The organism is Streptomyces sp. Tek67B01, from assembly GCF_055231995.1.
Window position 1 is genome coordinate 6,168,961 of the sequence record NZ_JBUYUY010000001.1, and the last position, 18,537, is coordinate 6,187,497.

The 18,537-nt window shown below is 73.9% G+C and carries 16 protein-coding genes and 1 pseudogene; 6 read left to right on the forward strand and 11 right to left on the reverse strand.

The genetic code is table 11. The features are described 5' to 3' along the window. Positions 1-197 precede the first annotated feature (197 nt). The 3 genes from ACV7NM_RS27865 to ACV7NM_RS27875 form a co-directional block, all read right to left on the reverse strand. Positions 198-1,022, reverse strand: coding sequence for an MOSC domain-containing protein (locus ACV7NM_RS27865; RefSeq protein WP_463412847.1), 825 nt, complete (start codon positions 1,020-1,022; stop codon positions 198-200). Positions 1,023-1,080: 58 nt separating this feature from the next. Further along, entirely contained in the window at positions 1,081-1,611 is a 531-nt protein-coding gene (locus ACV7NM_RS27870; RefSeq protein ID WP_463412848.1) for a DUF6643 family protein, read from the reverse strand. Positions 1,612-1,878: 267 nt separating this feature from the next. Beyond that, complete coding sequence (locus tag ACV7NM_RS27875) at positions 1,879-3,051, reverse strand: glycosyltransferase (RefSeq protein ID WP_463412849.1); 1,173 nt, start codon at positions 3,049-3,051, stop codon at positions 1,879-1,881. Positions 3,052-3,207: 156 nt separating this feature from the next. Here ACV7NM_RS27875 and ACV7NM_RS27880 point away from each other — a divergent pair, with 156 nt between their 5' ends. Together ACV7NM_RS27880 and ACV7NM_RS27885 are read left to right on the forward strand one after the other, a co-directional pair. Then, the gene (locus tag ACV7NM_RS27880; RefSeq protein ID WP_463412850.1) at positions 3,208-3,999 is read left to right on the forward strand and encodes a glutamate racemase; all 792 of its coding nucleotides are present in this window, start codon (positions 3,208-3,210) and stop codon (positions 3,997-3,999) included. Positions 4,000-4,425: 426 nt separating this feature from the next. After that, positions 4,426-6,201: an ABC-F family ATP-binding cassette domain-containing protein gene (locus ACV7NM_RS27885; RefSeq protein ID WP_463412851.1), complete on the forward strand. Its 1,776-nt coding sequence runs from the start codon at positions 4,426-4,428 to the stop codon at positions 6,199-6,201. A gap of 32 nt (positions 6,202-6,233) precedes the next feature. On the opposite strand, the pseudogene ACV7NM_RS27890 reads toward ACV7NM_RS27885, so the two are convergent. Together ACV7NM_RS27890 and ACV7NM_RS27895 are read right to left on the reverse strand one after the other, a co-directional pair. After that, a pseudogene (locus ACV7NM_RS27890) lies at positions 6,234-6,992 on the reverse strand (ADP-ribosylglycohydrolase family protein); the annotation flags it as partial. Then, the gene (locus tag ACV7NM_RS27895) at positions 6,989-7,579 is read right to left on the reverse strand and encodes a TetR/AcrR family transcriptional regulator (RefSeq protein WP_463412852.1); all 591 of its coding nucleotides are present in this window, start codon (positions 7,577-7,579) and stop codon (positions 6,989-6,991) included. The pseudogene ACV7NM_RS27890 and the gene ACV7NM_RS27895, both read right to left, overlap by 4 nt. A gap of 291 nt (positions 7,580-7,870) precedes the next feature. On the opposite strand from ACV7NM_RS27895, the gene ACV7NM_RS27900 reads away from it, so the two are divergent. The 3 genes from ACV7NM_RS27900 to ACV7NM_RS27910 are packed head-to-tail and all read left to right on the forward strand — an operon-like array spanning position 7,871 to position 10,558. Then, entirely contained in the window at positions 7,871-8,386 is a 516-nt protein-coding gene (locus ACV7NM_RS27900; RefSeq protein ID WP_463412853.1) for a hypothetical protein, read from the forward strand. Between the two features lie 47 nt (positions 8,387-8,433). After that, positions 8,434-10,035: an apolipoprotein N-acyltransferase gene (lnt, locus tag ACV7NM_RS27905; protein ID WP_463412854.1), complete on the forward strand. Its 1,602-nt coding sequence runs from the start codon at positions 8,434-8,436 to the stop codon at positions 10,033-10,035. Between the two features lie 37 nt (positions 10,036-10,072). Continuing rightward, positions 10,073-10,558, forward strand: a complete 486-nt coding sequence (locus tag ACV7NM_RS27910) for an NUDIX hydrolase (protein ID WP_463412855.1) — start codon at positions 10,073-10,075, stop codon at positions 10,556-10,558. A gap of 107 nt (positions 10,559-10,665) precedes the next feature. Here the strand turns inward: ACV7NM_RS27910 and ACV7NM_RS27915 are convergent, their stop codons facing one another. Then, positions 10,666-11,433: a trypsin-like serine peptidase gene (locus ACV7NM_RS27915; protein ID WP_463412856.1), complete on the reverse strand. Its 768-nt coding sequence runs from the start codon at positions 11,431-11,433 to the stop codon at positions 10,666-10,668. A gap of 263 nt (positions 11,434-11,696) precedes the next feature. Between ACV7NM_RS27915 and ACV7NM_RS27920 the strand changes: the two genes are divergently transcribed. Beyond that, the gene (locus ACV7NM_RS27920) at positions 11,697-12,986 is read left to right on the forward strand and encodes an ATP-binding protein (RefSeq protein WP_463412857.1); all 1,290 of its coding nucleotides are present in this window, start codon (positions 11,697-11,699) and stop codon (positions 12,984-12,986) included. Between the two features lie 144 nt (positions 12,987-13,130). On the opposite strand, the gene ACV7NM_RS27925 is transcribed toward ACV7NM_RS27920, so the two are convergent. The 5 genes from ACV7NM_RS27925 to ACV7NM_RS27945 form a co-directional block, all read right to left on the reverse strand. Then, the gene (locus tag ACV7NM_RS27925; RefSeq protein ID WP_463412858.1) at positions 13,131-13,847 is read right to left on the reverse strand and encodes a hypothetical protein; all 717 of its coding nucleotides are present in this window, start codon (positions 13,845-13,847) and stop codon (positions 13,131-13,133) included. Then, a complete protein-coding gene (locus ACV7NM_RS27930) occupies positions 13,844-15,475 on the reverse strand; it encodes a serine/threonine-protein kinase (protein ID WP_463412859.1) in 1,632 nt (543 codons plus the stop codon). The genes ACV7NM_RS27925 and ACV7NM_RS27930 overlap by 4 nt, the downstream gene beginning before the upstream one ends. A 132-nt stretch (positions 15,476-15,607) precedes the next feature. Next, on the reverse strand, positions 15,608-16,864 hold the full coding sequence (locus ACV7NM_RS27935) for a Tm-1-like ATP-binding domain-containing protein (protein ID WP_463412860.1): 1,257 nt from the start codon (positions 16,862-16,864) through the stop codon (positions 15,608-15,610). Positions 16,865-16,901: 37 nt separating this feature from the next. Further along, on the reverse strand, positions 16,902-17,474 hold the full coding sequence (locus ACV7NM_RS27940; RefSeq protein WP_463412861.1) for an NUDIX domain-containing protein: 573 nt from the start codon (positions 17,472-17,474) through the stop codon (positions 16,902-16,904). A gap of 30 nt (positions 17,475-17,504) precedes the next feature. After that, positions 17,505-18,521, reverse strand: a complete 1,017-nt coding sequence (locus tag ACV7NM_RS27945; protein ID WP_463412862.1) for a cation diffusion facilitator family transporter — start codon at positions 18,519-18,521, stop codon at positions 17,505-17,507. Between the last annotated feature and the right edge of the window lie 16 nt (positions 18,522-18,537).

The following is an 18,537-nucleotide window of genomic DNA, read 5'->3' on the forward strand; positions in this document are numbered from 1 at the left end:
CCTGCCTGCGCGTCCAGCTTCCCGCACGCCCGGCGGACGCGCATTCCGGAACGCGAGAGACGCGCGCATCCGGCCGCGTCCGGTCCGGAACACGTTCCCCCGTGTCCCGACCGTCCCGCCGCCCACACGTCTCGAATGACCCAACGGTGCTGCGGTGCCCGCTGGTTCCGGCGGGCGCCCGGAGCCCCTCGAAGGTGTTATTCCAGGACGCGGACCTCGTCGCCGACGCGAACCGTTCCCAGCCGCACCGGCACCAGCTGCCGCCCGAACGCCAGGGACTTCCCGATCCGCCGGTGCTTGGCCAGCGTCTTCAACGGCTCCTTGCCGCGTTCCCCGGTCACCTGGTCGGTGGTCGTGACGATGCACCGCCCGCACTCCCGGACCCCGCGGAAGACGGCGTCGCCCACCGCGATGCGCCGCCAGCCGTCCTCCGCCCACGCCTCGGCGCCGGCCACGACCAGACTGGGCCGGAAACGGTCCATCGGCAGCGGCCCCTCCTCCGGGTGATCGCCCTCCGCGATCAGCGCGTTCAGGGCGTCCAGCGAGGCGAGGGTGGTGACCAGCAGCGGATACGCGTCGGCGAGGCTCACCGTTTCACCGGGCAACGCGTAGTCCGGGTCCACGGGGCGGCGCACGGCGGGGTCGTCCAGGTGCACGAGGCGGGCGGGTAGGCCGAGGTAGGCCGAAAACCAGTCGGCCGCGGCCTTCGCCGCGACCACGGTCTCGATCTTCTTGCCGAACAGGACGACCGGCTCCAGCGGACCCGGCTCCGGTACCTCCACGACCAGATCCGCCATGCCCGGTGCCGAGAGCGCCACCCGGCCGCCCTCCAACGGGCGGGCGCAGGCCAACGTCAGCCGGGCCTGTTGGCGTTGTGTGATGATCGCGCCCTCGATGTCGATCACTGCCCATCGGCGGTCACCCGAGAGCCCCCAGGGCTCCACGGCCACCGCGTCGGGAGCGGTCCCCGTCAGCGACTTGACGGGACGGACGTGGAGCGACTGGACGTACGAATTCGGCATGAGTGCATTTTGCCAGTCGCCGCCCCCGCGGACCCCGGCGCCTCCGGACGACCCGGGCCTAGTAGCCGCGCCCCTGGTACGCGCGGCCGTACGGGTCCTCATAGGAGGGAACCTGCGCGGGCGCCTGCATCGGGCGCGGGGCGGCCGGGCGCATGGCCTCGTACCCGGTACCGGCCGCGACGGGGCGCGGTTGCTGGGGCTGCGGCGCGTACCCCGCGCGGGCGCCGACCGGCTGCTGCTGCGGCACGAACGGCGCGGGGGCGTTCTGCAGCGGCACGGGCATCTGGGGCTGCATCTGCATCTGCATCTGCGGTGTGGGCTGCTGCTGGTACGGGTACCCGTACGCCGGGGCGCTCTGCTGCTGCGGCATCGAGGGCCCGGACGGCAGGGCGGGCAGGGCGGACGGGAGGGCCGGCAGGTACCCACCGCTCGAGTAACCGGAACCGGGGTTGTCGTAGGCGGCCGGTACGCGGATCGGGGCGATCTGCGGAGTGCCGCGTTCGGCGACGAGGGAGTCGTAGATGGGGGTGTCCGGGAAGGAGGGCGCGGAGTAGTAACCGCCGCCATAAGTGGAGCGGGGGGAGGTCATGGGACCTAAGTTAAGCCCACGACTTCACGGGGTCCATAGCGAGGCGTCGTCAACACCGCGCTGACCTGCATATTCGCAGGTCAGGGCCACAGCTTTCACTTCACGTCCACCTGCACGATTCGCGACTTCCACCCCACCTTGTTCCTACTCGTACTCACCGGTTGGGTGTTGCACCCACTTGGCCTTGACGTGGCGTCACCATCCGGAATCCATGGCGTGACCTCGTATGACGCCCATTCAGCCGCCCCGCGGCCCGCCCGCGCCGGGTCAGGCGTCGCTCGGCCGCGCGTACGTCCGGCCCTTCCAGGCGGCTCCCCGGCCGCGGTAGTGCAGGACGGCCGAGTCGACGGTCATCAGGAGGTAGAGCAGGGCCGTGAACGGCAGCAGCGGCGCGAAGGCCGCGGGCCGACGGTAGTAGCGCAGCATCGGCAGGTAGGTTCCGGCCATCAGGAGCCACGCCGCGCCGCCCGCCCAGGTGAGCGCCGGGGCGCCCAGGGTGAGCCCGGCGAACAGGGCGACCGGCGGTACCAGGTAGACGAGCACCAGCCCGGCCACCGTCCCCGCCAGCAGCAGAGGCTGGTGGCGCAGTTGGGCGTACGCGCTCCGCGAGACCATCCGCCACAGGTCGCCCAGCGCCGGATAGGGGCGCACACTGTCCACCCGATCCGCCAGCCCGAGCCAGATCCGGCCGCCGGAGCGCCGCACGGCGCGGGCGAGGGCCACGTCGTCGATCACGGCCTGCCGGATGGAGTCGGGTACTCCCGCGCGGACGGCGGCCTCCGTACGCAGCAGCACGCAACCGCCGGCGGCCGCCGCGGTGCGCCCGGCGGGGCGGTTGATCCACCGGAAGGGGTACAGCTGCGCGAAGAAGTAGACGAAGGCCGGTACGACGAGCCGCTCCCAGAACGTGGCCACCCGCAGCCGCGCCATCTGGGAGACCAGGTCGAGGTCGGCGGAGGTCGCGGCGGCGACGAGCTCGCGGAGGCTGTCCGGCTCGTGCGCGATGTCGGCGTCGGTGAGCAGGAGGTACTCGGGTTCGGTCGGGTGGGCGGTGCGCGCGTGCGCGATGCCGTGGCGCAGGGCCCAGAGCTTGCCGGTCCAACCGGCGTCCGGGGGGCCGGGGGAGACGACGGTGAGGGGCAGCCCCGGCAGTTCCCCGGCCAGGCGTCGGGCGAGGACGGCCGTGCCGTCCGTACTGCCGTCGTCCACCAGGATCACCTCGGCGGCGCCGGGGTAGTCCTGGGCGAGGAGGGACGGCAGGCTGCGCGGCAGGACCTCCGCCTCGTCCCTGGCCGGGACGACGACGGCGACGGACGGCCACCGGGCGGGGGCGGTACGCGGGGGGAGGCGGACGTCGGTGCGCCAGAACATGCCCTGGGCGAAGGTGAGCCAGAGCCAGGCGGCGAGGGATGCGTAGGCGGCGGTGAGGAGGAGGCCCATGGCGGCAGTGTGCCGAACGGGGTGGCGCCTGTCGCGCATCCGGACACCGTGGCGTCCTGTGTGGGGGAGTGCGGCGCGTATGGGGGAGTGCGGCGCGGGCGGCCGGTCGGGGGCGCGGGCGCGGGGGCGGGGTGCCGCGTCGATTAAGGTGACCAGGTGAAGATCGCCCTCATGGACTCCGGAATCGGCCTCCTCGCGGCGGCCGCCGCGATGCGACGGCTGCGGCCCGACGCCGATCTGCTGCTGTCCTCCGACCCCGACGGGATGCCCTGGGGGCCGCGTACTCCCGCCGACCTCACCGGGCGGGCCCTCGGCGTGGCTCGGGCCGCCGCCGCGTACGGCCCGGACGCACTGGTCGTCGCCTGCAACACCGCCTCCGTCCACAGCCTGCCCGCCCTGCGCGCCGAGCTGGAACCCGCCGTCCCGGTCATCGGGACCGTTCCCGCGATCAAGCCCGCCGCGGCCGGGGGCGGCCGGGTCGCGATCTGGGCCACGCCGGCCACCACCGGGAGCCCGTACCAGCGCGGGCTGATCGACCGGTTCGCCGCCGGGGTGCGGGTCACCGAGGTGCCCTGCCCCGGCCTCGCCGACGCCGTCGAGCGCGGGAACGAGGACGCCGTCGTACGGGCCGTCGCCGCGGCGGCCGCGCTGACCCCGACCGACGTCACCGACGTGGTACTCGGTTGCACGCACTACGAACTGGTCGAGGCGCCGATCCGGGCAGCCCTCGCCGAGCGGACCGGCGGGACGGAGTTCGTCTTCCACGGCTCCGCGGAGGCCGTCGCCGTGCAGGCGCTGCGCCGCATCGGCGTCGGCCCCGAGCCCGACCTGCCGCGCACCGGCGGGCTGACCGTCCTGCTCGGCGGTCGGCCGGGTCCCCTCCCGGCCGCCGCACTCGGCTACGCCGAAGGGCGCCTGCTCGCGGAAGGCGCGCCGCTCGCGCACTGACCCGGACGCCGCCGCGGTACGGAGTGCCGTGCCGACGACGAGTTCCCCGCCCGCCGGACGCGGAAGAGGACGGGGAACTTTCACGGCGAAGGGCGGTGCGCCGCGTCCTTCACCCCCCTACCAGACGCTCGCGGGGTCGGCGGGCCGCGGCATCACGGCAGGGGGGATCCGGCCGGGTGCCCGTACGGCGCTGTTGCCGCGGTCCACGACCCCGACGGCAACCGTTTCGCCTCGATCGAGACCTGGCGGCGTAGCGCCGGCCGTTCCGCCCTCCCTCCCCCCACCCGTGCGAATCCGATGGCCGCCGCGGCGGTCCGGAGGTATGGTGAGGACATCGAGCGAGACGATACGTCTCGTTTCGTTTGCCGCCGCTCCCGACCGGGACGCATCGCCGGCTCGTCCCATCCGCCTACGAAGGAGTCGCCCTTGCGCGCACGTGCCCCACACGCCGCCACTCAGATCACCCTGTCCGAGGTCACCAAGGCCTATGGGACCCACGTCGTACTCGACCGCGTCAGCTTCTCGGTCCGGCCCGGTGAACGGGTCGGCATCGTCGGTGACAACGGCTGCGGCAAGTCCACCCTGCTCCGGCTCCTCGCGGGTCGCGAGCGCCCCGACCACGGGCAGGTCACGGTCACCGCGCCCGGCGGGGTCGGCCATCTCGCCCAGACCCTCGGCCTGCCCCAGACCGCCCGCGTCCGGGACGCGATCGACCTCGCGCTCGCCGATCTGCGCTCCCTGGAGCGCCGTATCCGCTCGGCCGAAGCGCGGCTGCCCCAGGCCGGTCCCGATGAGCTCACCGCGTACGCGGACCTCCTCGCCGCCTACGAGGCCCGTGGCGGCCCGGACGCCGAACGGCGCGTGGCGACCACCTTGCGCCGGCTCGGCGAGCGCACCGTCCTCGACCCGGAGCGGCGCCTGGGCACGCTCTCCGGCGGACAGCGCTCACGCCTGGCACTCGCCGCGACCCTGGCCGCCGAACCGGAACTGCTGCTGCTGGACGAACCGACCAACGACCTGGACGACGAGGCCATCGGCCGGCTGGAGGAGTACCTGCGCGCCCATCGCGGCACCGTGGTCGCCGTCACCCACGACCGGCTCTTCCTGGACCGCGTCACCACCGCCGTCCTGGAGGTCGACCAGGACCGGCGCGCCGTACGCCGGTTCGGAAACGGATACGCCGGCTTCCTCGCCGGCCGCGCCGCCGAACGCGCCCGTTGGCAGCAGGGGTACGAGCAGTGGCGCGAGCAGGTGCGGGACGCGGAACGGCTCGCCGACACCAACATCGGCCGGTTCGCCGCCATCCCCCGCAAGCTGCCGCGCGGCTTCAGCGGAGCCGGGGCGTTCCGGGCCCGCTCACGTACCCACGGGGCGGCCGGCCGCATCCGGGCCGCCCGCGAGCGCCTGCACCGGCTGACCGAGAACCCGGTGCCTCCGCCCCCGAACCCGCTCCGTTTCACCGGTCGGTTCACGGCGGACGCGGCGACCCCGACCCCGATGGGTACGGCGAACGAAGCGGGCGCGGCGGGCGCGAACACCCTGGAGGCCGACGCACTCGCCGTGCCGGGACGGCTCGCGCCGACCACCTTCCGGCTCGAACCCGGGGAAAGGCTCTTGGTGACCGGGCCCAACGGGGCGGGGAAGTCGAGCCTGTTGCACGTCCTCGCGGGGGAACTCGCGCCAGGGCGGGGCGCCGTACGCACGCCTGCGCGCGTGGGCCTGCTGCGCCAAGACGACCCCTGGGGGCGGGAGGCCCGCTCCGTGACGGAGCTGTCCGGTCCGGAGCACGCCGAGCGGGTCGCGGCTCTCGGCCTGCTCGCGCCGCACGACCTGACCCGCCCCGTCCGGGACCTCTCGGTGGGTCAGCGCCGCAAGCTGGAGCTGGCCCGGCTGGTGGCAGCCCCGCTGGACGTGCTGCTCCTCGACGAGCCGACGAACCACCTGGCCCCGGCCGTGGTGGAGGAACTGGAGGCGGCGCTCGCCGACTTCACCGGGATCGTCGTCCTCGTCACCCACGATCGGCGGCTGCGCGCCGCCTTCCGTGGCCGCCGTCTTGACCTGACCCCCGCGCCTCAGTCGGCCCCGGCGAGCCGCCGAGCCAACAGCCGCAGGTCGTCCGCGTCCAGCACCCGACCGCCGGACCCGGGCAGCGGCACGTGCAGCGGCCCGGTCCACTCGGCCGGGATCGCCCCCCGGCCGTAGCGGGCCCCGGCCAGGGTCCCGGTGACCGCCGCCACCGTGTCGGTGTCACCGCCCAGGTTCACCGCGGCCCGTACGGCCTCGGCGAAACCGCCGGTGGTCCGCAGCGCCCACACCGCCGAGCCGAGACAGGGCCACACCGCCCCGTTGAACTCGGTGGCCAGGTCCGGATGCCAGGAGGGGTCCAGGACCCGCGCGTAGCGCTCGCGGTGCTCCGGGCGCACCGTGCCCAGCACCTCGGGGAGCGCGGCCACGGGGTCGTCCCCGTCGAGGGCCACCCGTACGAGCTCGTGGAGCACGGCGGTGCCTTCCCAGGCGGCCGGGTCGCCGTGGGTCAGCGCCGCGATCCGGCGGCCGGCGGCCATGGTGCCCTCCCGGCCGACGGCGGCGAAGTACACCGCCGAGGTCGAGGCGCGCATCAGGGAACCGTTGCCGGCGGCCCGGGCGTTGATCCGGAAGTGCAGGGCGGCGGCCCGGTCCCAGGGTTCGCCGCTCATCAGCACGTCCTCGGTCTGGAGGCCGATGTCCTTGGGCTCTCCCGCCGCCCAGCGCCTGAACCGGTCGAAGACGTCGGGCGGTTCGAGGCCACCGCACTCCAGCAGGGACTCGCCGACCAGGACCGCCATCTGGGTGTCGTCGGTCGCCTCGCCCGGGTCCCAACCGCCGCCCGCGGCCATCTCCGCGCCCCGCGCTTCGAGTTCCCCGGCCGGCCCGAACTCGTACGGCGCGCCGAGCGCGTCCCCGACGGCCGAACCGAGTACCGCGCCCACGGCGCGCTCCAGCCGGGCCGTCACGAGGTGGCGCCGGGGTAGAGGGTGGACAGCAGGTCGCGCGTGAAGGCGTGCGGATCGTCGAGCCCCGCCGCGGCGAGGGTCTGTGGCGAGCCGACGAGGAGGTGGGGGATCGCGCCGTGCAGCGCGAGCGTCAGGACGCGGGCCCGTGCGGGATCGGCCGGGAGTCCGGCGCCGGCCAGGAGGTCCGCGTACACCGCGACGTCGGACGCGCCGATCGCGTCCAGCAGTCCGGCCAGCCACGGTCGGCGGCCGGCCTCGGTCCGGAGCTCCAGGTACGCCAGGAGGCGCGGGCGCCCCGGCCCGGCGACATCGCGGAGCAGGGCGGCGAGGAACGCCGCGAGTCCGTCCCGGTCCACGGGGCGCGCCCCGCCTCCCGCGAGGGCGGCGGCCACGCTGCGGTACTGCTCCAGGCAACGCTCGGCCACCGCCCGCAGCAGTGCGTCGCGGGTCGGGAAGTAGTTCTTGGTGGTGCCGAGCGGCACCTGAGCGGCCCGGTCGACGGCCCGGTGCGTGAGCCCGCGCCCACCTGCTTCGGCCAGTACGGCCACGGCCGCGTCGCGTAGCAGCTGCCTTCGATCCTGGTTCACCCGGACAGCATAACCACAGCCGTGGTACCACAGGTGTGGTAATCGCTTCGGGAGGACACCCTTATGAGCAGCGGTTCATCGGCAGGCGCGGGGACAGCCGTCGTCGTCGGCGCGGGCCTTCGCCTCCCGAACCCTGCATCGGATCGTCACCGGCCGCCGCCCGGCGTTGCGCGATGCCGTGGTCGGGCTGCTGCCGGGACAGACACGCGGGGGACTGCCGGGACAGGCACGCGGGGGAAGGGAGGCGCCGTGTCGAGGGGCCGGGGCGGGTGACGTGAGTACGCTGCATCCATGACGGGTCACCCACCGGGTCCGCTCTGGACGGGCCGCGCCTCCAACCGCGTGCAGTGGCTGCTCGCCGCGGCCGGCGCCGCCTGCCTCGCGCTCGCCATCGAACTCGCCGTCGACGCCAGCTGGACCTCCGGGACGGTGCCGCTGGTCATGTCCGTGATCGGCTGCATCGCGGCCGGCCTGCTCATCCTCTTCGGCACCCTCGCCTTCGTCCACGTGGCGGTCACCGTCGATTCCCAGGCCATGGAGATCCGCTGCGGCCACATCGGGCTGCCCCGCCGCACCATCCGGCTCGCCGAGGTGACCTCCGCCGAGTTCGTACCGCTCATCACCCCGCAGCACTGGGGCGGATGGGGCTACCGCTGGCGCCCCGAGAAGGGCACCGCCGTCGTCGTCCGCCGGGGCGAGGGCGTCGAGCTCCGCATGGACGACGGCAAGCTGTTCACCGTCACCGTCGACGACGCCGAGAACGCCGTCCGGGTCATCCGCACCCACCTGCGCGCCCTGGCGCACTGAGTCTCCTCAGGGGCCGTCCCGAGCGGGAGGGACGTACACTCCGCCCAATGAGCACCAGTGTCACCCGAGCGGCAGGGAACGAGCCCGCGCAGTCCACCGCACCGGAGAGCGGCGCCACCGTCCTGCACCGCCTGCGGGGCGCATGGCCCACCCGGGCGGCGCTCGCCGCGCTCGCCGGCGTCCTGCTCTACCTCAGCTTCCCGCCGCGCCCCCTGTGGTGGCTGGCCTCCTTCGCACTCGCCCTGCTGGCCGGCTGCCTGCGCGGCCGTCGGGCCCGGGCCGGTTTCGGCCTCGGTTTCGTGTTCGGGCTGGGCTACCTGCTGCCGCTGCTGGTGTGGACCAGCGAGGGTGTCGGCCCGGTGCCGTGGATCGCCCTCGTCACCCTCGAAGCGCTCGTCTTCGGCCTCACCGGCCTCGGCATCGCCCTCGTCGACACGCTCCCCGGCCGCGCCGTGTGGGCGTCCGCCGTGTGGATCGCCGGTGAGGCCCTGCGCGCCCGGGCGCCGTTCGGCGGCTTCCCCTGGGGCAAGCTGGCCTTCGGCCAGGCCGACGGCTTCTTCCTGCCGCTCGCCGCCCTGGGCGGCACCCCGCTGCTCTCCTTCGGGATCGCCCTGTGCGGATTCGGTCTCTACGAGGTCGCGCGCATCGCCCGCTCGCGGCCGAGCCGCACCACCGCCGCGCTCGCCGCCCTCACCGTCGCCCTGCCGGTCGGCGCGGCCCTCCTCTCGCGCCCGCTGGTCTCCGACGCCGCCGAGGACGGTACCGCGGTGGCCGCCGTCGTCCAGGGCAACGTCCCGCGCGCCGGGTTCGACTTCAACTCCCAGCGCCGCGCCGTCCTGGACAACCACGCCAACCGCACCCTCCGGCTCGCCGACGACGTCAAGGCCGGCCGCGCCCGGCAGCCCGACTTCGTCGTCTGGCCGGAGAACTCCTCGGACATCGACCCCTTCACCCAGCAGGACGCCCACGACGTCATCGACCGCGCCGTCAAGCGCATCGGCGTGCCCGTCGCCATCGGCTCCGTCCTGGAGCCGCCGACCGGCCCACTGCGCAACACGATGATCCTGTGGGACCCGGTCAAGGGCCCGACCGCGACGTACGACAAGCGCAAGATCCAGCCGTTCGGCGAGCGCATGCCGATGCGGTCCTTCGTCCGGATCTTCAGCAAGGACGTGGACCGCGTACGCCGTGACTTCGGCCCCGGGAAGGAGCCGGGCGTCTTCGACATGGCGGGCAGCCGGGTCGGCATGGTCACCTGCTACGAGGCCGCCTTCGACGACGCCGTCCGCTCCACCGTCCAGGCCGGCGCCCAGGTCATCGCCGTACCGAGCAACAACGCCACTTTCGGCCGGAGCGAGATGACCTACCAGCAGTTGGCCATGGACCGGGTCCGGGCGGTCGAGCACAGCCGGACCGTGCTCGTTCCCGTCACCAGCGGGGTGAGCGCCGTCATCCGGCCGGACGGCACCGTCGTCCAGCAGACGAAGATGTTCACCGCCGACGCGCTGGTCGCCGAAATCCCGCTGCGTTCGACGCCGACCCCGGCCACCCGGCTCGGGCCGCTGCCCGAGTACGTGCTGCTCCTGGTGGCCGCCGGGGGGCTGGGCCGGGTCCTGACCCGCCGGATTCGCGCCCGGCGGGCCGCATGACGCGGGTGGCCGAGAGGCGACCTCGTAGGGTCGGGCCATGACCACACCTGACTACATACGCGCGGTCCGCGAAGCCGGCGCGGGGCACCTGCTCCTCCTGCTGCCCGGCGTCACCGCCATCGTCGTGGACGACCGCGACCGGATCCTGCTCGGTCGTCGAGCCGACACCGGCCTCTGGTCCGTGATCGGGGGCATCGCCGAACCCGGCGAACAGCCCGCCGACACGGCGGCGCGCGAGGTGTACGAGGAGACGGCGGTGCGATGCGTCCCCGAGCGGGTCGTGCTCGTCGAGATGCTGCAACCGATCACCTACCCCAACGGGGACGTCTGCCAGTTCCAGGACATCACCTTCCGCTGCCGGGCCACGGGCGGCGAGGCCCGCCCGCACGACGGCGAGCTGCTGGAAGTCGCCTGGTTCGCGGCGGACGCGTTGCCGCCGCTGGAGCCCTTCGCCGTGGATCGCGTCCGGCGCGCGCTGCGCGACGAACCGACCTGGTTCCGGCCCCCCGCCCAGGTCGTCTAGAGCGCGTCGGGTCCTCCGGAGCGCGTCGGGCAAGTGGCGCCGGGCGCCCGAAGGCCCGGGGCGTCCCGGCGGCAGCCGGGGGAGGGACCTCTCCGACACGTCCCGGGTCAGCCCGCGACCGCCGCCTCGCGGTACAGCTCCACGGCCTGGTCGCCCATCACCGCGCTGTACGACACCTCCGGGACCAGACCGCCTTCCTCGTGCCCGCCCAGCACCCCGACCACGGCGCCGTTCACCAGCCAGGGGCTGCCGCTCGTCCCGCTGCTGAGGTCCGGGCAGTCGATGCGGCGCTGGGTGGGTGAGAACAGGCTCGTGGCGTTGGTGCAGCGCAGTGGGGAATCGTCACTGCTCGGGTAGCCGACGATCGTCACCGTCGCGTCCTCGGGCTGCTCCGACGCCACCGGGAAGCCCCCCACCGCGTCCTCCACCTGCTGGGAACCCGTCGTCGGGGCGACCGACGCGAAGGCTATGTCCTCGTCCGGGTCCCGTTCCCGCGTCCAGCGCGGGGAGACGTACACGCCGGTCACCTTCCACAACCCGTACGGGCTCTGCCCGTCCCTGTAGCCCGGCGCGAACACAGTGGTGTCGGGGTTGTCCAGGCAGTGCGCGGCGGTGGCGATCACGCTCCGGTCGTCGCTGTGCACCACGGCGGCGGTACAGAAGTGCCCCGCGTCCGTCCCGCCCGCGAACAGCGCTCCCACCCGGTCGGTGGCGACGCCGGGCTCTGCCCGCGCGGTGATGCCGGGCGGCGAGCTGGCCCCCGCGTCCGGCAGATCGACGCTCAGCAGCGCGGCCATCGCCGCCAGCGCGAGCAGGACCCGTGAAGCCCGCCGGGCGCGGGAGGAGCCTGCGGGAGCGGCTTGTCTGGGGAGCATGCTGCGGATCATGCACTTGAGCCTGCCCAGCGAGCCTGTGGCCAGAGCCCCCAGTTCCATAAGAATCCGCTGTGAATCACCGGTCGGGCATGTGGGAAGTGCCGAAACGACGCGCATTTCCGGCATGTCCCGCGGACGGAAGCCGCCAGTCTATGGACGACGCGGACGATTTCCCGGACCGGTGTTGTGCACCGCGGAGGGTGATCGTCCGGTCGGGGCGCCCCTAGCCTCACCGCAGGAGCACGAACGAGGGGCGGTACCCGGTGAACTGGCTGATCCACGATTACCGCGAGAGCGATCTCGCCGCGGTCGTCCGTCTGATCGACACCACGGCGGAACTCGGTCAGGAGTCCGTCTTCTCGCTCGCCGAGTGCATCAGCGCGCTCACCGACCGGCAGCCGTGTGTGGTCGCCGTCCACCAGGGCGTCCCGATCGGCGCCGCCCTCGCATGCGTCACCGGCGAACGCGCCTGGGTGATGCGCATCGCGATCGCCGCCGGCTGGCGCGGCCGGGGCCTGGCCAGCGCGCTGCTCGTCGAACTCGAACGACGGCTCATCGCCGCCCGCGTCGGGCGCATCGCCTACGTCCTGCCCGAGGAGGACCTGCTCGGCGAGGGCCTGCTCAACGCCGGCTACACCCGCCAGCCGGCCGTCGCCTACTTCGAGAAGACCGAGCCGCTGCACGGACCGGCTGCCGGTCTCCTCGACGACCTCGGCGGCCGCTTCCTCGCCAACGACCTGTGGGCGAAGGTCGCCGGGATGGAGAACGAGAAGGACCTCATCGAGCGCCGAGTGGTCCTCCCGCTCGCCGAGCCCGAACGGGCCGCCGCGCACGGCGTGCGGCCGCCGCGCGCCATCACCCTCTTCGGGCCGCCCGGCACCGGCAAGACCACCTTCGCCCGCGCCATCGCCTCCCGCCTCGGCTGGCCCTTCGTGGAACTGCTGCCCTCCCGGCTCGCCGACGAGGGGAACCTGGCGGCCGCGCTGCGTGACGCCTTCGCCCGGATCGCCGAGCTGGAACGGGTCCTCGTCTTCATCGACGAGGTCGAGGAGATCGCACCCGTACGGACCGAGCCGGCGCAGCCCGGAGGCATCCACGGCGTGACGAACGAACTGCTCAAGCTGATCCCCGGTTTCCGTGAGGGCGACGAGCGGCTGCTGGTCTGCGCCACCAACTCCATCCGCTCGCTGGACCCGGCCTTCCTGCGACCGGGGCGCTTCGACTACCTGATCCCGATCGGTACCCCGGACGCCGGGGCCCGCGCCGCGATCTGGTCCCGCTACACGGCCGGGCGCCCGGACGTCGACGTGGCGGCGCTGGTCGAGGCGACCGAACTGTTCACCCCCGCCGACATCGAGCACGCGGCGCGCATCGCGGCCCAGGTGTCCTTCGAGCGGGACTTGGAGGCGGTGGGTGCGCGCGGCGCCTCCGCCGCGCAGTTGGGGGCGAGCACGCGGGACTACCTGGCGGCGGTCGCTCAGTGCAGGCCGACGGTGACCCCGGCGATGACCGGGGAGTTCGCCGCGGACATCACGGCGCACGCCCGCTTCTGACCCGCAGGGCCGCCCCCCGCCGGCGTGCCCACCACAGACGTGCCTGCCACGGACAGGCCGGCCAGGTCGGCCCGCGGCCGCTTCCCCGAGCGGCCGCGGGCCTTCCCGCGCACAGGGCTCCTCGCAAAGGGGTACCCGGAGGGGCTACGCCCGGCAGTCGTAGGTGAACCCGACGGCTTCGGCGCGCGACTGCGGCGAGTCGAGCCGCAGCTCGGCGCGCGCGGGGTAGGTGCCGACTCCCTGGAAGGTCCACAGCAGGTGCAGCCGGGCCTCCTTGCGTCCGCTCGGCACCCGTTCGGTGAGCTGCTCGGAGCGCGTGCCGTCGCTGCGCTCCCAGTGGTACGTCAGCGTCCCGGGGCGCCCGTTGGTGGTCACGACGGCCACCACGTCGGCGGCGCCGTCGCAGCCGGGCCCCTTGGGGTCGGTGGTCACCGTCACGTCCCGGACCACGAGCGCGGGACCGAACCGCTGCCAGCCCAGGTAGGCGAGGACCGCCGTCAGGACCACGGCGGCCAGGGTGTAACGCCGCCACCGGCCCCGGCCGCGGGGCGGTGACGCCGCCGGGACGGTCACCGGGAACGGCGCGGGCATCGCCGCGGTGACACCGGGGCCGAACCGCAGCACCGGTCCCTCGACCCGGTCGGGCGCGGCGCCCGGGACGGTCCGCGGGGTGTCGAACCGCAAAGTGCCCGACAGCCCGGTGCCGGCGGGAACGGTGCCGGCGGGCCCGGTGTCGTCTCGCCGAGTGGGGACGTCCTGCCTCCGCGTGTCGGCCGACGGCAGCGGGGGGCCGCTGAACCAGTGGCTGCCGAGGACCGTGGCGCTGTAGTCGTCGCCCTCCGGGGCGTGGGGATCGCTCATCGCGGCGGCTCCGTCGTAGTGCACCTCGGGATGTACTTGGAGGCGATGACCGGCTGCCCGGACGAGGGCGTGGTCGTGACGCGGACGCTCAGGTAGCAGCCCGCTCGGCGCGCGAAGGTGTGGCCCCGGGTCACCGGCGCCGTACCCGCCGGGACGGGCACGGAGTCGGTACCGTCCGCGACGCGCAGGTCCGAGAGGTCGTTCCCGAGGAACCACTCCAGCAGCACCGTCGCCGGTCCGCCCTTCACATCGAGGGAGACGGTCACCTGCCCGGTGCTCGGGCTGGTGAGCAAGGTGGCCTCCACCCCGGAGACGGTGACCGACGGACTCGGCTTCACGGTGGGGGCGGGCTTCGTCGGCGTGGGGGTCGGTGTCGGTGTCGGCGTAGGAATGTGGCTCGAACTCGGCGTCACGGACGGCGAAGTCGAGGCCGAGGCCGAGGCCGAGGCGGAGACGGAAGCGGAAGGCGACGGCGACGGTGAGGGCGTCGGCGACGCGGACACGGAGGCGCTCGGACCCGGCCCCGGACCCCCACCGCCCGGCGGTCCCGCGCTCGACGTCGCGAACGCGCTCAGCGTCGACGCCCCGCCGGACTCCCCGGCGACCGCCTGGTACGTGAACGCCAGCAGCGCCCCGATCACCAGTACGGCGGCGGCCGCGAGCGCGCCGCGCCGCCCCGGCGCCAGGCCCGCCGGCGGAGGTGGGAGCACGGTCGTCGCGAGCGCCGTGGTACCGCTCGCCGGGGCCGCCGCCGAGGGGAACAGGAGCGGCAGCAGCGCCGCCAGGGCCGCCAGTTTGCGCTGCCCGCGCTCCTCCCAGTCGGGCCCGTACCCGGCCAGTGCCACTTCCTCCAACTCCGCCACGAACGCCTCGGCGTTCTCCGGCCGCTCCTCCGGGGCCTTGGCCAGACCCCGGCGGATCAGTGGGCGTACCGGCTCCGGCGCCTCGGTCTCCGGCACCGGGGCCTCCACGTGCTGGACGGCCAACTCCGCGAAGTTCGTTCCCGGGAACGGCTTGTGTCCCGTCACGCATTCGAAGAACGTGGCCGTCGCCGCGTACACGTCGGCCGCGGGCGAGGCCGGCCGGCCCCGCCACTGTTCGGGCGCCATGTACGCGGGGGTGCCCGCGACCCCGGGTGTGGTGCCGCGCCCGGCCGCGATCCCGAAGTCCACCAGTTTCGAGGAGCCGTCCGCCGCGATCAGTACGTTCTCCGGCTTGTAGTCGCGGTGAACCACCCCGGCCCGGTGCGCGGCAGCCAGCCCCAGCAGCGAACCCTTGAGCAGCACCAGGGCGGCCTCCGGGTCCGTGCTTCCGGACTGTTTCAACAAGGCGCGCAGGGAGATCCCGTCGACGAGCTCCATCACGATGGCGGCGCCGCCGGGCGCCTCGGTGTACTCGCAGTACTCGTAGAGCGCCACCACGTGCGGGGAGCGCAGCCCGCCCAGGAGCCGGGCCTCCGCCCGGAACTCCCGGACGAAGGCGGGGTCCTCGCGCAGCCGGTCGTCGAGGTACTTGACGGCGACCGGCGTGCCCGTGGCGTCGTGGACGGCGAGCACCACCCGGCCGCTGCCGCCGGCACCCAGCTCCCGGACCGGCGTGTACCCGGGAACCGTCCATGCGTCTTTCATCGTTCCCCCTCCATGGCCCCACCCTGTCCCGGCGCCGGTCCGGTGCGGCCGGCCACCCCCTGGGACACGGTTTCCGCCATGGCCGGTTCCCGGCGGGACGGGGTGTCTCGGGGCAGGGTCGGACGGCAGGGGTCAGGCCACTGCCCGCTCCGCGCCGATCATGGCGTGCAGCCGGTCGGCGGCGGCCCGTCCGAAGGACGGGTCGTTGATGTGCGTGTCGTAGTCGTGCAGCCGGGCGGCGCTGCCCCGCAGTCCGTCGCGCAGCGCCGTGAACAGGGCCCGGTCCGCGCCGGGGTCATGGTAGGGGCCGCCGGGCGCACCCAGCGTCGACAGTCCGCGCAGTGGGACGCAGACCTCCGTGGGGCCGGTCGCCACCCGCAGCTTCGCGGCGACCCGGCGGCCGAGTTCCGCGCATTCGGCCGCGGTCGTACGGATGACGGTGATCGAGGGGTTGTGGACGCGGACCCGCCGGTAGCGGACCCGCTCGGGCAGGCTCTCCAGCGGGCCGAACTTCACCATGTCCAGCGCGCCCAGGCTCACCACCTGCGGGACACCGGCCCGCCCGGCCGCGCTGAGCCGGTCGGGGCCGGCGGTCAGGATGCCCCCGCACAGGTCGTCGGCGAGTTCGCTGAGGGTGAGGTCGAGGACGCCCGCGAAGATGCCCTGCCCGGCCAGCTTCTCCAGGGTCCGGCCGCCGCTGCCGCTGACGTGGAAGACCAGCACCTCGTAGCCGAGTTCGGTCAGCCGCTCCCGGGCCGCGTCCACGCCGATGGTGGTGACGCCGGCCATGCTCGCGGCGATCAGCGGCCGTGAGCCCGCCCCGAGCCGGGCCGGACGGCGCCGCTCCAGCGCGGCACGGGCGTAGCCCGCGGCCATGCCCGCGATCGCCTCCACCGCGTTGGCCAGTACCGGGGCGGAGACGCTGTTGATCCCCGCGATGTCCACGACGCTGTACATCATCGTGATGTCCGCGGAGCCGATGTACGGGCTCACGTCGCCCGAGGCCATGGAGGAGACCATCAGCTTCGGTACGCCCAGCGGCAGCGCGCGCATCGCCCGGGTGGCGATGGAGGTCCCGCCGCTGCCCCCGATCGCGAGGACCCCGTGGAGCCGGCCTTCGGCGTGCAGGCGCAACAGCGTCGCCTCGGCGCCCTGGGCCATAGTGGTGACGGCGGCGCCCCGGTCGGCCGCCGCCCGTAGATCCGTCAGTTCCGTTCCCGCCGCCCGTGCGACCGCTTCGCGCGGCACCTGCGCGGGTATTCGGGGCTCGCCCATGATTCCTGTGTCGACCGTGATCACTTCGACGCCGGCGCGCAGCAACCTCTCGCGCAGCCAGCCGTACTCGACACCCTTGGTGTCCAGGGTTCCCACCAGCACGACGTTCGTCATATGTGCAATGTCCAGGCGCCTGGGGTTTGTTGGCAAGTCAAGGTCGGGTCAACCCCGCCAATAGGTGCAACAACCTTTCCAGGAAGGGCACTTGGCCTGCGATCAGCTTGTTTCGGGCCATCGGGGGAGGGAACCAGGCCACGCGGTCCAGTTCCGGGAACTCCGCTCGCCGACCCGAGTGCGGCGGCCACTCCATGGTGAAGGTGCCGGGCACCATCAGCGCCGGGTCCAGGTCGGCCCGTACCGCCCAGATCGTGACCAGCTTCCCGCCGGCCATCCGGATCTCGCCGAGCGGCAGGTACGGGCCCTCGGGCGGGGGCAGGCCGATCTCCTCGGTGAACTCGCGGCGGGCCGCGTCCAGCGGTTCCTCGTCCGGGCCGTACTCGCCCTTGGGGATGGCCCAGCCCCCGGCGTCGCGTCGCTTCCACAGCGGGCCGCCCATATGGCCCAGCAGCACCTCGACCCCGGCCTCGACCCCGGCCTCGACCCCGGCCTCGACCCCGGCCTCGGTCCCCGGCCCGGCGTCGATCCCGGCCTCGTCGATCCCGGCCCCCGCCCCGGCGGCGACCTCGCGGAACAGCAATAGTCCGGCGCTGCGCTTTTGCGTCATGGGGCCATGTATGCCCCGCCGCGCGGTCCGTCAGTGGTCGTGCGGGCCCTCGCGGTGGACCGGTCCGTGCGCGTCCGCGCAGTGCGGGTCGCGGGGCCACGGGTCCTCGCCGGCGCGGCCGACCGACAGCAGGGCATCCTGGGCGTGGTCCACCTGGAGGGTGGTGTGGGTGATCCCGTACTCCTTCTCCAGCAACCTCTCCAGGTCCCGGCGTACGGCGTGGCAGTCGCCGGCCGCTTCCACGAGCACGTGTGCGGAGAGCGCGGCCTGTCCGGAAGTGATCGTCCAGATGTGCAGGTCGTGCACCTCCGTCACCGGCGGGTGCCCGACGAGCCGGTCGCCGACCGCGTCCGGGTCCATGTTCGCGGGGGCGGCCTCCAGGAAGATCCGTCCCGAGTCACGGACCAGGCCGTAGCCCGCCTTGACCATCAGCACCACCACGACCAGCGAGGCGATCGAGTCGGCCTGGCGGAAACCGGTGGTCCACACGACCAAACCGGCCACCGCGGTCCCGATGAAAGCGAACAGGTCGTTCAGGATGTGCTGGTAGGCCCCCTCGACGGCCAGGGAGGTCCGGTTCGCCTTCGAGATGCACCAGGCCGCCGCCACGTTGACGACGATGCCCGCCAGTGCCGTCACCAGGACCAGACCGCCGGCCACCGGCGGCGGGTCGAACAGCCGCCGCACCGCCTCGTACGCCAACCACACGGCCAGCAGCAGCAGGGTCAGCCCGTTCGCCTGGGCGGAGAGTATCTCCGCCCGCTTGAGGCCGTAGGTGAACCCGCCGCGCGCCGGGCGGGCGGCGAGTCGCATAGCGACCAGCGCGAGCACGATCGAGACCGCGTCTGTGAGCATGTGCGCGGCGTCGGAGATCAGCGCGAGGGAGTGGGCCAGGACGCCGATGACCACCTCGACCGCCATGAACCCGCCGATCAGGCCGAGGGAGATGGCCAGCCAGCGCCGGTCGGCGTCCGCGGCCACCGAGTGGCTGTGCCCGGCGTGCCCGGAGCCCCCGGCGTGATCGTGGTCGTGGTCGTGCCCGGTCATGGCATCCCCCGTTTTG